This is a genomic window from Bacillus pumilus, from assembly GCF_003431975.1.
GTDB classification, from domain to species: Bacteria; Bacillota; Bacilli; order Bacillales; family Bacillaceae; genus Bacillus; species Bacillus pumilus_N.
In genome coordinates this window covers 1,939,421-1,953,841 of sequence record NZ_CP027116.1, presented here as the reverse complement: position 1 = coordinate 1,953,841, position 14,421 = coordinate 1,939,421, and the positions used below count along the sequence as shown (strand labels likewise).

12 protein-coding genes and 1 other RNA gene are annotated in these 14,421 nt (G+C 40.8%); 8 read left to right on the top strand and 5 right to left on the bottom strand.

Going from position 1 to position 14,421, the window contains the following annotated elements; all coding sequences use genetic code 11:
- The first annotated feature begins 195 nt into the window (after positions 1–195).
- Both sucA and odhB read left to right on the top strand, forming a co-directional pair.
- Complete coding sequence (sucA, locus tag C5695_RS09815; protein ID WP_117730570.1) at positions 196–3,030, top strand: 2-oxoglutarate dehydrogenase E1 component; 2,835 nt, start codon at positions 196–198, stop codon at positions 3,028–3,030.
- A gap of 14 nt (positions 3,031–3,044) precedes the next feature.
- Complete coding sequence (gene odhB / locus C5695_RS09810) at positions 3,045–4,301, top strand: 2-oxoglutarate dehydrogenase complex dihydrolipoyllysine-residue succinyltransferase (protein WP_117730569.1); 1,257 nt, start codon at positions 3,045–3,047, stop codon at positions 4,299–4,301.
- Between the two features lie 117 nt (positions 4,302–4,418).
- Here the strand turns inward: odhB and C5695_RS09805 are convergent, their stop codons facing one another.
- From C5695_RS09805 to C5695_RS09785, 5 genes are all read right to left on the bottom strand, one after another.
- Entirely contained in the window at positions 4,419–5,774 is a 1,356-nt protein-coding gene (locus C5695_RS09805) for an IS1182 family transposase (protein ID WP_117728482.1), read from the bottom strand.
- 83 nt (positions 5,775–5,857) lie between these two features.
- Positions 5,858–6,814 (bottom strand): bile acid:sodium symporter family protein, encoded by a 957-nt coding sequence (locus tag C5695_RS09800; RefSeq protein WP_117730568.1) that lies wholly within the window; start codon positions 6,812–6,814, stop codon positions 5,858–5,860.
- A gap of 156 nt (positions 6,815–6,970) precedes the next feature.
- Positions 6,971–7,792 carry a superoxide dismutase gene (locus C5695_RS09795; RefSeq protein ID WP_117730567.1) on the bottom strand — a complete coding sequence of 274 codons (822 nt, stop codon included), beginning with the start codon at positions 7,790–7,792 and terminating at the stop codon, positions 6,971–6,973.
- On the bottom strand, positions 7,785–9,659 hold the full coding sequence (locus C5695_RS09790) for a terpene cyclase/mutase family protein (protein WP_117730566.1): 1,875 nt from the start codon (positions 9,657–9,659) through the stop codon (positions 7,785–7,787). Before C5695_RS09790 ends, C5695_RS09795 begins: the two co-directional genes overlap by 8 nt.
- Before the next feature lie 106 nt (positions 9,660–9,765).
- Positions 9,766–11,250: an aldehyde dehydrogenase family protein gene (locus tag C5695_RS09785; protein WP_117730565.1), complete on the bottom strand. Its 1,485-nt coding sequence runs from the start codon at positions 11,248–11,250 to the stop codon at positions 9,766–9,768.
- 215 nt (positions 11,251–11,465) lie between these two features.
- Here C5695_RS09785 and C5695_RS09780 point away from each other — a divergent pair, with 215 nt between their 5' ends.
- The 6 genes from C5695_RS09780 to ssrS all read left to right on the top strand — a co-directional run bounded on the left by C5695_RS09780 (position 11,466) and on the right by ssrS (position 14,419).
- Positions 11,466–11,678, top strand: coding sequence for a DUF6501 family protein (locus tag C5695_RS09780; protein ID WP_024422683.1), 213 nt, complete (start codon positions 11,466–11,468; stop codon positions 11,676–11,678).
- 49 nt (positions 11,679–11,727) lie between these two features.
- Complete coding sequence (locus C5695_RS09775; RefSeq protein ID WP_233230820.1) at positions 11,728–11,865, top strand: DUF4025 domain-containing protein; 138 nt, start codon at positions 11,728–11,730, stop codon at positions 11,863–11,865.
- A 479-nt stretch (positions 11,866–12,344) separates the two neighbouring features.
- A complete protein-coding gene (locus tag C5695_RS09770; protein WP_106039171.1) occupies positions 12,345–12,683 on the top strand; it encodes a PH domain-containing protein in 339 nt (112 codons plus the stop codon).
- 178 nt (positions 12,684–12,861) lie between these two features.
- Positions 12,862–13,509, top strand: a complete 648-nt coding sequence (locus tag C5695_RS09765; RefSeq protein WP_117730563.1) for an SDR family oxidoreductase — start codon at positions 12,862–12,864, stop codon at positions 13,507–13,509.
- 90 nt (positions 13,510–13,599) lie between these two features.
- Entirely contained in the window at positions 13,600–14,100 is a 501-nt protein-coding gene (locus C5695_RS09760; protein WP_117730562.1) for a TraR/DksA family transcriptional regulator, read from the top strand.
- A 133-nt stretch (positions 14,101–14,233) separates the two neighbouring features.
- Positions 14,234–14,419: non-coding RNA, 6S RNA (gene ssrS / locus C5695_RS09755), on the top strand.
- Positions 14,420–14,421: the final 2 nt, after the last annotated feature.

Genomic DNA, 14,421 nt, shown 5'->3' with positions numbered 1-14,421 from the left:
CGGAATGATTTAAATTTTTTGTTTTTCTGTGAATTTTTTATCTTTAATTGAACAAAGAATGTAGAAAGTAATCCGAAACAGTGGTAGAATATGATTGGAAGCGTTTTATTACATAAATTTGGTCATTGTGTTCTGGAAGTTATATCGAGATAGTGTTCAATCACTTGATGATCAAAGTTGGGGGTAGTGTTCAAAATGTTTCAAAATGATGTGAAACAACCGTTGAGTTGGGAAGAATTTCATGGTCCGAACCTCGGCTATGTGCTCGAGCTCTACGATCAGTATGTCCAAGATCCTACTAGTGTTGATGAAGATCTAAGAGGCATATTTGATGAACTTGGTGCACCACCGAGTGAAACGAAGGAGGAAATTGGGAAAAAAGAAAATAGCGTAGTTACTTCTGAACAAATCCAAAAGATAGCATCAGTCGTTAAACTGGCAGAAGACATCAGAACGTATGGCCATTTAAATGCTTCCGTCAATCCTCTTCGTAAAGAAAAGGAATTACAAGAACTGTTTCCTTTAAAGGAATACGGTTTAACAGAAGAAGACGTCAAGAATATTCCAATATCTATTATTAGTCCTGACGCACCAAAACACATTTCAAACGGCATAGAAGCCATTAACCATTTGAGAAATACGTATAAGCGTACCATTTCATTTGAGTTTGATCACGTACATGATTTCGAAGAACGAAACTGGCTCTCAAAATCAATCGAGTCTGGTGAACTATTTAAGAAAAAACCAGCGGATAAACTAGTTTCTGTATTCAAGAGATTAACAGAAGTTGAGCAGTTCGAACAGTTTCTTCATAAAACATTTGTTGGGCAAAAGCGTTTCTCAATAGAGGGATTAGACGCACTTGTTCCAGTACTTGATGAAATTATTTCAGAGTCTGTTACACAAGGGACTTCAAATATTAACATTGGAATGGCACACAGAGGTCGTTTAAATGTATTAGCACATGTGTTAGGAAAACCATATGAAATCATTTTCTCAGAATTCCAGCATGCGCCAAATAAAGAGCTTGTTCCATCAGAAGGCTCTATTGGCATCAGCTACGGATGGACAGGTGATGTAAAGTACCATCTTGGAGCAGATCGCCAAATTAAAGACGAAGATACAAAGAGTGCGAGAGTCACGCTTGCCAATAACCCAAGTCACTTGGAATTCATTGATCCAATCATTGAAGGAAGCACACGTGCCGCTCAGGAAACACGTACTCAAAAAGGTTATCCAGCCTTAGACGTTGAAAAGGCATTAGCCATCTTAATTCATGGTGATGCGGCATTCCCTGGAGAAGGAATTGTGGCAGAAACATTAAATTTAAGTCAGCTTGTAGGGTATCAAGTGGGCGGAACCATCCATATCATTGCAAACAATATGATTGGATTTACAACGGAAAGCAATGAATCTCGTTCAACAAAATATGCAAGTGACCTTGCAAAAGGATTTGAGATTCCAATTGTTCACGTCAATGCAGATGATCCTGAAGCATGTTTAGCGGCCGTTCAGCTAGCTGTAGAATACCGCAAACGCTTTAAGAAGGATTTCTTAATTGACTTGATCGGTTACCGCAGATTCGGTCATAACGAAATGGATGAGCCTTCTACGACTCAGCCAATGCTATATGATGCAGTCAGAAAGCACAAAACAGTTAAGAATATCTTTGCAGATAAACTTGTCACAGAAGGTCTTCTAACGAAAGAGCAGCGTGAAGAAATTGAGCAGGCTGTGGCGACGAAAATAGAAGAAGCCTATCAAAAGGTGCCTTCAAAGAAAGAGCATACGATTCAAGAAATTGAGCTGCCAGAGCCGGTATCAAATGGGTTCCCTGCAGTGGATACATCAGTTGAATTTGATGTATTACGAAAGCTGAATGAAGAATTGATCAGCTGGCCGGGCGATTTCCAAGTATTTGGTAAGCTTAAACGGATCCTTGAAAAACGTGCAAAAGTGTTTACAGATGACCGTAAAGTAGAATGGTCACTTGGGGAAGCACTTGCATTTGCATCTATATTAAAAGACGGTACGCCAATTCGAATGACCGGACAGGATTCAGAGCGCGGTACTTTTGCTCAAAGAAACCTTGTTCTTCACGACAGTCAAACAGGAGATGAATTTATTGCTCTTCATGAGCTGAGTGATGCAAATGCATCATTTACAGTTCATAACAGTCCACTGTCGGAAGGCTCAGTGATCGGATTTGAATATGGTTATAATGTCTATTCTCCTGAAACGTTAGTCATTTGGGAGGCTCAATTTGGAGACTTCGCAAATGCGGCTCAAGTGTATTTCGATCAATTTATTTCAGCTGGCCGCGCAAAATGGGGACAAAAATCAGGTCTAGTGATGCTATTGCCGCATGGATATGAAGGACAAGGTCCTGAACATTCAAGTGGTAGAACGGAGCGTTTCCTGCAATCAGCTGCTGAGAATAACTGGACAGTGGCGAACTTGACTAGTGCTGCGCAATACTTCCATATTCTTAGAAGACAGGCGAAAATGCTGCTTCGTGAAGAGATTCGTCCGCTTGTCATTATGACACCGAAGAGTCTGCTTCGTAACCCGAACACATTGTCTGAAGTCCAAGAATTAACGGATGGACAGTTCCGTCCAGTTCTTGAACAGCCGGGTCTTGTGCATGATCACGAAAAAGTATCGCGCCTCGTTCTATCCAGCGGGAAGGTATCAATCGATATTAGTGATCGTTTTACCCAAATGGAAGAGCCAAAAGATTGGCTTCACATTGCAAGAGTGGAACAACTATATCCATTCCCAGCAAAAGATATTAAAGCGATTTTATCGAAGCTAACAAACTTAGAAGAAATCGTATGGGTGCAAGAAGAGCCACAAAATATGGGGGCTTGGGGATACATTGAGCCATATTTACGCGAAATTGCGCCTGAAAAAGTAAAAGTACGTTACATCGGTCGAAGAAGACGTTCAAGTACAGCTGAGGGTGATCCAACTGTGCATAAAAAAGAACAAGAACGAATTGTATCTGATAGCTTGACTCGCAAAAACTAAGGGGGAAATGAAAAATGGCGGAAATTAAAGTACCTGAATTAGCGGAATCCATCTCGGAAGGAACAATTGCTCAATGGCTGAAGCAGCCGGGCGATTATGTAGAGCAGGGAGAATACCTGTTAGAACTTGAAACAGATAAAGTCAATGTCGAACTGACAGCCGAAGAATCTGGTGTACTGAAAGAAGTACTGAAGGATTCTGGTGACACTGTACAGGTTGGAGAAGTCATCGGAACGATTGCAGCAGGTGAAGCTGGCGGAAGCGAGTCCGCAGCTCCAGCATCTGAACAAGATTCTGCACCAGTTTCGAAAGAAGAACCGGCAGCTGCACAACAAGAGGAAGCAGTGAAAGAAGAGCCGAAATCTGGTAATGGCAGAACCATCGCTTCTCCTGCAGCTAGAAAACTAGCGAGAGAGAAGGGACTAGACTTATCTGAGATTCCAACCGTAGATCCGCTGGGCAGGGTACGAAAGCAGGATGTCGCTTCTTATCAAAAGAATGAAGCACCTGCAAGTGCACCGAAAGCCGCGCCAAAAGCAAATGCTGCGGTGCAAAATGATCAACCAGGAAAGCCAGTTGAACGCGAGAGAATGTCACGCCGCAGACAAACGATTGCAAAACGTTTAGTTGAAGTTCAGCAAACGGCTGCGATGCTGACGACGTTTAACGAAGTCGATATGACGGCTGTGATGGATTTAAGAAAGCGTCGTAAAGATGCATTCCTTGAACAAAATGATGTGAAGCTTGGCTTCATGTCTTTCTTCACAAAAGCTGTTGTAGCAGCACTGAAGAAATATCCGCTTCTTAACGCAGAAATCCAAGGTGATGAGCTTGTCTTGAAGAAATTCTATGACATCGGTATTGCTGTTGCTGCAAACGAAGGACTTGTCGTACCGGTTGTCCGTGATGCAGACAGATTGTCGTTTGCAGGAATTGAAAAGGAAATTGGTCATCTTGCGAAAAAAGCAAGAGATAACAAATTGTCTCTGAACGAGTTGCAAGGTGGATCATTCACGATCACAAACGGTGGAACATTCGGTTCATTGCTTTCAACACCAATTTTAAACAGCCCTCAAGTTGGAATTTTAGGTATGCATAAAATTCAGCTTCGTCCTGTGGCAATTGATGAAGAACGTTTTGAAAACCGTCCGATGATGTACCTAGCTCTTTCTTACGATCACCGGATTGTTGATGGTAAAGAAGCCGTTGGATTCCTTGTTACGATTAAAAACTTGCTTGAAGACCCAGAGCAGCTATTGCTTGAAGGATAATCTTCAATATAAAAGCTAGCACCGTTAAGGTGCTAGCTTCAGACCGTAGACAAACCCCACCTTTACTTCAAGTAAAAGTGGGGTTTTCACATTTTTTTGATAAAAACATCATGTGTTTTACGCTGGACATGGTCCTTTCCATGTCCAGTTTGCTAGCTTTTTGAGATTCATGGCAGCGAAAGTAAGCATCGCCTGCATTGAAACTTTTTTGAGTCCACGAAGTTTCGTCCAACGCATACCATGCTTTTCTTTTGCATCCGCAAAAACGCGTTCTATTGTTTCTTTCCGTTTTGCATAAATGTCTTTATTCATTTGTGTCAGTCTCAGATGGTCTGCTTCATCTAGATAGTCCTGCCAAATATGCCGATGAATTTGTTTGGTGTGATTTTGACTTTGTGTACATTTATCTAAATATGAGCAGGACTTACATATCTCTGAATCAGACGCATATTGCTTATAGCCTTCTCTAGTCGTTGTACGATAAGAGAGAATTTGCCCGTTGGGGCAAATGTAACAATCAAAATATGCATCATATACGTATTCACTCTTTTTCAAATAACCAGCTTTTGTTCTTGGACGAGTGTAAGGCATGACAGGTCTTATCTCTTGATCCATTAAAAACTTAGCGAGATAAGGTGTTTTATATCCCGCATCTACTGCGACTACATTTGGTTTTCCGACTTTCTCTGATACCTCTGATACGAGTGAATCCAACATACGACTATCATGAACATTTCCGCCTGTGACCAACGAGCCTAAAATAAATCCTTTTGAATCACAAGCTGTATGAAATGAATAAGCAAATGACTTTTCACGTTCATCCTTTACATAGTAGCCACTTTCTGGGTCAGTCGTGCTAACTTTAACTTCTTTTGTTTCTTCTTTATTCTGTAGGGGTAAGGGCTTTTTTCCATGTTCTTCACGATCAATATTGATCTCCTCATGGAGCTGATTTTGATAACTTCTCGTCTCTACTCGAACGACTTTCTTTTCAAGTTTCTTCTTATTGGCATTCGCCTTGACATGAGTGGAATCAATGAAGGCAATTGAAGGGTCAACGAACCCTTTTTTCATCGCTTCTCTTAAGATTCGATAAAAAATTTGTTCAAATAAATCTGTATCGTGGAAGCGTCTCACGTAGTTTTTACCGAAGGTAGAAAAGTGCGGGATTTTCTCCGAAAACCCATATCCAATAAACCAACGATAAGCCACGTTAGTTTCAATTTCTTTAATGGTTTGACGCATAGAGCGAATACCAAATAGATATTGGATTAAGACCATCTTAATGAGAACAACAGGATCAACACTTGGTCTACCATTGTCGGAACTATAATGATCTTTGACAAGATCATAAATGAAGTCAAAATCGATTGCTTGATCTATTTTCCGTACAAGATGATCTTGAGGCACTAATTCATCTAAAGCCACTACTTCTAATTGGTTTCGTCTTTCTTCTTCACGTTTGGATAACATGTTCATCCCCCACAGACTTGTGTTATTACCCTTATTATACAAAAAAGCTTGTAGACTTTGTCTACAAGCTGAAGCTAGCACCGTTAAGGTGCTAGCTTTTTCTTTTCATGTTCCGAATTTCCCCGTTTTGACCAATAGGTTGCAAGCCATGAACCAGATAAATTATGCCAGACACTGAAAATGGCACTAGGAACGGCTGCAAGCGGCGAGAAGTGTGCTGTTGCTAACGCTGCACCAAGTCCAGAATTTTGCATGCCAACTTCGATCGAGATCGCTCTACGAGAAGGGATATCCATCTTGCACCACTTTGCAATCAGGTAACCAAATAATAGACCAAGTCCATTATGTAATATAACAACGGCCAATATTAGTAACCCAGATTGAAGAATTTGCTCTTTGTTTGCACTGACAACTGCAGCAATGATCACCACAATCCCGGCAACAGATACGAGCGGCAGGGCTTGAACCGCATATGATACTTGCTTTTTAAAAAATAATTTCACAAGAACACCTAAAATAATAGGGATTAAGACAACTTGTACGATGGATAAAAACAGAGCCTCCGGTGATACAGGTAACCAAGACCTTGCAAAAATTAAAATGAAAATAGGGGTTAAAAACGGTGCAAGCAAGGTTGATATAGTAGTTACAGCTACAGATAAAGCTGTATTTCCTTTCGCCAAAAAGGTCATGACGTTCGATGCTGTACCGCCTGGGCAGCAGCCTACGAGAACAACACCAACTGCGATTTCAGATGGAAGCCGCAGTCCGTAAGCTAATAAAAAGGCAAGAAGCGGCATCAGTGTGTACTGCGTCAACACTCCGATCAGAACATGAAGAGGTTTTCGAAACAGCTCTTTAAAATCTTCAGCGGACAAGGTAAGCCCCATTCCAAACATAATGATACCGAGTAAAAAAGGAATATAAGGTCCAATTTTAGAGAATTCGGCAGGAAAGGCAAACCCAAGAAGGGCAAAGACAATGACCCAAATCGCAAAGGTCCTTCCTGCAAAGTGACTAATAGTTAAAAGAATCTTCATTTATTGCTTCAACTCTCTTTCCGTACATATCTTTTTTATTTTAAACGAATTTTCTGAAAAAACAACCCATTTTTTAAAGATGGTCATAATAAAATTATGTAAACTAAATGGAATGAACAATCTCCATATAAGCATTTGCCTATATGGAGTATCGTCTTAAAAAGGGGTCCATTTCACTTGCTGTGCTTGCTTTAGCCGTGCTTCTGGCTCTTTCCAGTCAACGACATTCCACCAACGGTCTACATATTGTGCTTTTTCATTCAAATATTGAAGATAGTAGGCGTGTTCCCATACGTCTAGAGTTAGAAGAGGAATGACATCCCATTGAGATAAAAACTGGTGGCGTTCTGCTTGCAAAATTTCTAAACGTTGCGATCTGGGCGCCCATACGAGAATAGCCCAGCCAACACCTTCTACTTGTTTAGCAGCAGCAGTAAATTGAGATTTGAATGCATCATAGCTGTCAAATGACTGTTCAATGAGACGAAGCATTTGACCAGTAGGCTTTCGTTTTCCAGAAGGATTCATAGAAAACCAAAAAATGCAATGGAGGTAGTGCCCCGCACCATGGAAGGCAAGCTCGCGTTCCCAATGCTTGATCATCTTAAAATCATTCGTTCTTCGCGCTTTCTTTAATGCAAGCTCAGCTTGGTTCAGACCATCAACATATGTTTGATGATGCTTCTGGTGATGCAAATACATTATCTCTTTTGAAATAAACGGTTCTAGTGCATCATACCGGTACGGGAGAGGGGGTAATTGATGTTCTCCAGCTGCTACATCTCGCATTTCTTGTTGTGGTGTCATGTCCTCTGCGATACTTTCAGCTAATTCGTACCACTCTTGTTCATTGGAACGCTCATCATTCATTTTTAACCGTAAAAGTTCTGATTTCTCGCGGATTTTGTCATCTCGAGCTGCACCTTGAATGGAGCTAAGCCATTCTTTAAGCTGCATTCGGTATTCTTCCTTAGTCATTTTGACGCCTCACCTCTTCTAAAAATGTCGAACAAGCCATCATTGGAAAAACAAATGGGTAGCTATGATAGGTAATGTAAAATTGCTTTGGAAGACCAATGCCTACTGGGTAGTGCAAGGCTTCACTTGAGTGCTGATGATGAATCAAAAATGAGATGGCTTTTACAATCGATTTGTCATCCGACTTCACATATTGCAAAAGTGCCTCTGTAGCCCAAGCCGTTTGTACGACTGTCCCAAAAGGAAGCGGAACGTACGTTTTCACCTCTGCACTCTGACACGATTCTCCGAAGCTGCCATCACTTAATTGAATGGTTTTTAAAAATCGGCACGCTTTTTGAACAGCGGGATGCGATGAGGGGATGCCAGCAGCCTTTAGTCCTGTTAACGCAGCCCAAGTACCATAAATATAGCAAACGCCCCATCTGCCAAACCAAGATCCGTCTTTTTCTTGATGATCGAGGAGCCATTTGATACATTGATCTTTTTGTTTTTGCATGAGTGGTGACATGTTGCTGTCTTCAAGACCGATGAGATGAAGCACACGGCCTGTAATATCGGGAGTAGATGGATCAATGGCTGCATCCTCAGCAGATTCGAGCGGGAGATGACGAAGCAAAAAGTGATCTTGATTTTTTTCGAAAGCAGAGAAGCCGCCATCACGGTTTTGCATGGAAAGAAGCCAATCAAACCCTCGTATCCACTGAACGGGTGCGTATGATTGAGGAATGGCTTTTAACACAATTTGCGTATCATCACAGTCAGGATTATTTGTGTTAATATGCGAAAAACCAAAGCCTCCCGGAGCCGCATGACGGTTATGAATCGCCCAATCTGCTTTCTTCATTTGCTGCCGATTTAGTAAGTACGTAAAAGATTTTTCTATAACCGGATCTTCTTGTTTTCTACCTGCTCGCTGAGAAGCATAACTGACAAGCGCTGTATCCCAAACGGTAGATGTCGAATTCTCAGCATACTTCCTGCCTCCACAGTCAGTGACTAGTTTTTTCATGCCTTTAACTGCTTTTAAAATGAGATGATGTCCTGGTGCATATCCAAGACTCATGAGTGCATAGACCATAAAAATACTTGCACTTAAATAGCTGTACAGCGTGCCATCTTTTTCAAGGCGGTCAAACATATATCGTTTCGCTGCTTCATACCCGAAAAAGTCCAGCCGGCTGTCCAGTGCTGTATACGATCGCATATAAGTTAAAAAGTGGTGAGTGGATCGTTCTTCTCTTGCCATAAACCAGTCAAATGGATTTTTAGACATGTTTGCATCAAGATGTGCTAAGCTTGGAAACTTTTCATGAGAGGTATAGCGTTTGTTAAGTGCAATCATCATTGGCACAAAATGAATTCTTGCATAGGCACTAAGATGATAGAAGTGTAGCGGAAAGTATGTAGGGATGAGTAAAAATGAAAGTGGTGCATAGAAATAGGGCCAAGGGTGCATACCGTTGACGGCGAGCATCCACTTTGTCATAAAATGAACGTCCTTTAATCCACCTTTTGATCGAATAAATCGTGCTGCTTTTTCCATATGCGGCTCATCTTGTTGAAACCTGCCTGAAACAAGCATTCCACAATAACCTTGCACAGTCGCTGTTAGATGCCCAGATTGATCATGATACAAAGAAAAGGAACCATCCTCATTTTGCTTTTCGCATATAGCTTCTGCTAATTGATGAACGAGTGCCTGGTCCGAATCGCCGACAGCTTTTAACAGCATAATCAAAAAAGCATTTGTCATCATGGGGCCTTCAAAGCAAAAAACAAAAGCGCCATCTTCTCGTTGTCTGCGTTGCATTTGCATGTGCAATTCATCAATAAATTCATTTACTTTCTTTTTAAAATCTTGCATACACGGCCATGCTCCTTTCCTTTATTACTATATTCAGGAGCCTGCCTGTCACATGCAATCGCAAAAAAGCCGATGACAATGTCATCGGCTGGCTTTCTTGTCGCCATTAGTCTTGGAGATTAATCCACACACTTTTGACTTCTGTATAGTTGTTAAGGGCATATGATCCCATTTCTCTACCAAGACCTGATTGCTTATATCCTCCAAACGGGGAGGCGGCATCAAAGACATTATAGCAGTTGACCCAAATAGTTCCTGCTTCAAGACGTGCAGCAATGTCATGAGCATGCTTTACATTTTCTGTCCAAAGTCCTGCGGCTAAACCATAATCAGATTGGTTGGCCCTTTCGACCACTTCATCAATGGAATCATAAGGAATCGCAGATAACACAGGGCCGAAAATTTCTTCTTTTGCGATGGTCATGTCATCTTCTACATCTTTAAAGACAGTAGGGGAGACAAAATAACCAGCTTCATAAGGGCAATCGCCACCAACAACGGCTGTTGCTCCTTCTGATTTACCTTTTTCAATATAGCCTAACACGCGTTCGTGCTGTTCTTTACTTACAAGTGGTCCGATTTGCGTATCTTGATGAAGACCGGCTCCTTGTTTGAGGGATGTCGCATATTTGGCCATTTGATCGACAACCTCGTCATATTGGCTCCGGTGAACAAAGACCCTAGAACCTGCACAGCACACCTGGCCTTGGTTAAACATGACCCCATTTAAAGCTCCTGGGATGGCTTTCTTTAAATCGGCATCCGGCAATATAATATTTGGTGATTTTCCGCCAAGTTCTAGTGTGACCCTTTTAATGGATTTGGCTGCTTTCTCCATGATGAGTTTCCCGACACTTGTTGATCCCGTGAAGGCAAGCTTATTCACATCAGGATGATCGGTCAATGCGTCACCGGCTGTTTCACCAAATCCAGGAACGATGTTAATCACACCTTCTGGGAAACCAGCTTTATCGACTAATTCAGCTAAATAAAGTGCAGAGAGAGGTGTTTGTTCTGCTGGCTTTAAAACGATGGTGCAGCCTGTTGCAAGTGCAGCACCCATTTTCCACATGGCCATGAGAAGCGGGAAGTTCCAAGGAATGATTTGACCAACAACGCCAACAGGCTCGTGGCGGGTATAATTAAAATATCCTTGACTGACAGGAATGGTTTGTCCGCTTATTTTGGTCGTCCAGCCTGCATAATAGCGCATATGCTCAATGGCGAGAGGAACATCAGCATTTGTTGTTTCATTAATTGGCTTTCCGTTATCTAATGTTTCAAGCTGCGCCAGCTCTTCTTGGTTTTCTTCCATTAAATCGGCAAGCTTGAACATGAACCGGGCACGTTCGGCGGCAGACATTGAGCGCCAAGGGCCATGAAAGGCTTTTTTGGCTGCTTTTACGGCCTCGTCAATGTCTTTTGCACCTGCTTCATATACATCAATAAGAGTTTCACCTGTGGCTGGGTTAGGAGTTGAAAAGGTTTTATTATCGTGACTTGTGACAAACTGACCATTAATGTAGAGTTTTTTCGTCCCTTGGAGAAAAGATTCGAGTTTTGAACTAATTTGAAGTGTTGTAGAGCTCATAAATAAACAAACCTCCTTAAAGATATGGGTTGTTCTGCGAGTTCTAGGTGGAAAAAGCGGACATGAAGCAAAATAAACTAGTATACGCACAAATATGTAAACGTATACAATTATCATATTACACGACATGTATGAAAGCAATCCATAACACTCATTGCATTTCATGAAAAATTGGCTACAATAAATGTATAGATGAAAAAAGGAGTTTTTAAATCATGATCCATCAAAACTGGCAAACGGCTCAAACATTAAAACAAGTAAAATGTGTACATACGAATGCAAAAAAATATATGGTCGACCGGGCACTAACGGTGGGTAGCACATATGAAGTAAAAAACGAAACAGAAGAATTCCTGTTTGTCGTTGATAATACAGGTAAAGTAGGCGGGTATTATAAGGAGTACTTCGAAGATATTTCTGCTGAATGATTTTGAGGACCATCACTCATACTAAGAAAAACAGTAAAGGGTGATGATGATGAAAAAGCAGCAAACAGACGAGCAGAAAAATCAAAATGCTTGGCATGACAATGAAGATGCTGAAATGGCGATTACGCTTGAGCAGATTTCCGATGTATATGCTGAGGGAACGATTGATACACCAAAAGACGAATAGTCATTTAAAACAGTGATTTGAAAAAATCACTGTCAGATTATTGACAAAGGGCTAAAATGATGTTCATTTTAGTCCTTTGTCTTCTTTTTTTCAGCGTGATAGAAAACCTTTGCAGTCTAGGAAGGACGAGCACTGGCGCGGAGCGAATGTAAAATTCGTGAGTACCAGCGCGCAGGACTGACAAAGAATGCGAGGGTTTGTCTACACGCTGACAGTGATTTGAAAAAATCACTGTTTTTTTATTGGTATGATGTAGCCATTTTTCTCAAAAAGAACTGAAACTTTTTTCCTTCTTTAACAGTCTAAATAAGTAGAGGAAAGAGCATCGGATCAAAAAGAAAAAGTTAAATGAAATTTAATCTATTCGTAATGGAATAACGACCATTTATAGCGTATTCTATAAGTGAGAATAAAACGTACCCACAGAGCGTGTGGGCGTTTTTTCATAAAGGAATTTGATGCAGGAAGAGGGGGTTTACGTGGGTATTTTTTCTGTCAGTAAACAAAATGATAAGAAATTCGAATCCTTACTGATTGAAGGGGAAAGAATTGAGGCTGTTTACAGACTGCGTCACGACCAAATTTGTTTCACGAATAAACGACTGATCTTTGGCGATAACCGCGTATTTTCTAAGAAGAAAGTCAGGGTCTCCTTGCCGTATCGATCAATTGAAAGTTTTGCCATACAAGAAGCTGGCGTGTTTGATCAGGACACAGGTATGCTGCTTGTCACAACCTCAAAAGTATTTGAACTCGATTTTTCGAAAGAGACGGATTTGAGTGATGTGCAAGCCATTTTGACAAAACATCTTTGCTGATCAACCTTGCGATTACATAGATCATATGCACTTTTCTCAATCATCGTTCTTATTTTAATAGATCGCACATTGGCTGAGCCCTTTCTCATATTTGATGGGAAGGGCTTTTTTTATGGAAGTGTTTGAATGATGGCAAAAAGGGATAAAGATGAAACAGATACAGAAAGGAGAATGAACAATGAAAGTATTAGTTGCTGGAGCAAATGGACATACAGGTAGACACGTGATTCGTTATTTGAAAGAAAAAGGACATGAGCCGCTTGCTCTCATTCGAGATGAAAAACAAGCAGATACGCTAAAAGAGCTTGGTGCAGAGCCTGTCATCGGTGACCTCGAAAAGGATGTGACAGATGCTGTGAAACAAGCGGATGCTGTCATCTTTGCAGCTGGTTCCGGCTCAAAAACAGGTGCAGATAAGACGATTGCGGTCGATCAAGAAGGTGCAAAACGCCTTATCGATACAGCGAAAAAAGAAAACATTCAGCATTTTGTTATGCTGAGTTCCTATAATGCTGATGATCCGAATCAGGGAAAAGGGCAAGGAAGTATGGAAATCTATTACGAAGCGAAAAGAAAAGCTGATGCACATTTAAAACAATCTGGACTTTCCTATACCATTGTCCGTCCAGGTGCCTTACTGCATGAGGAAAAGACAGGAAAAATTGAAGCTGCGGAGCATATTCCAGATGATCAAAACATTGAGATTTCAAGAGAGGATGTAGCCGCTGTACTAGTGGAAAGCTTAACAGAGTCCAATGTGAAAAATAAGTCCTTTGACTTGATTAAAGGCGATAAACCAGTAGAAGAAGCACTTCGTACCATGTAAAAGCTAAGTTGCTGCCAAAGAGGCGGCAGCTTTTTTTGATGTTTTCATTTCCCTTGCAGCGGGAAGGTAATGAGAAAGGAGTGATTGACCGTGGGCTTAACGAAAGAACAAAAAGCTGATTTACATGACAGATTAATTCAATTAAAAGAAGATGTGAAAGGATCAAAAAAGAAAGAAGAATCTATGCTAAGTGAATCCAGCGAGATTTCAAATGGTGTAGGAAATCATATCGCTGATCATGGGAGTATCTATTTAGACCGCATGACCGAACAAACGCTGGATCAAGTGGATGATCAGCTTGAAAATGAAATCGATGCAGCATTGAAACGAATGGAGGACGGAACATATGGAATATGTGAGAAAACAGGGAAAGACATTCCATATGAACGTTTAAAAGCAGTACCATATACACGTTATTCAATCGATGAGAAGAAAAAGGAAGAAACAACTCAAGACCCAAACGAGTTTGACCGTAATTTCTCTGATCAAATGCGTGATTTAACAAATAGACAAACAATGGATCAGATGCATTCAGATACGTATGAACGATTAGAGGAAGAGCAGGATGTTGACATAGACGAAGAAAAATAGGATAATAAGTGGAAGTTACATTTTTTTAGAATAATTTTTTCTTGTGTGTGCAAGGATAAATCTCTTGCTTAACACGAGTCTTTTATATAAAAAAGATCTCTTGAATTTTAATAAACTTTCGTGTAATATAGTTTAAAGGCTGCGATGCGCGTAATGTTAATTAAGTTTTAACCTTTAAGCTGTAATAGGGAGTTTTATATTGAAGCCGGAATGTCACGCCTCCTTTGAGAGGAAGACAGGAACGTTTCTGCAAACACCCACTTTGAGGAGTGGTGGTTTAAAACTTTCTTACTTAGATTACGGCATCCGCAGCTTTTCCTA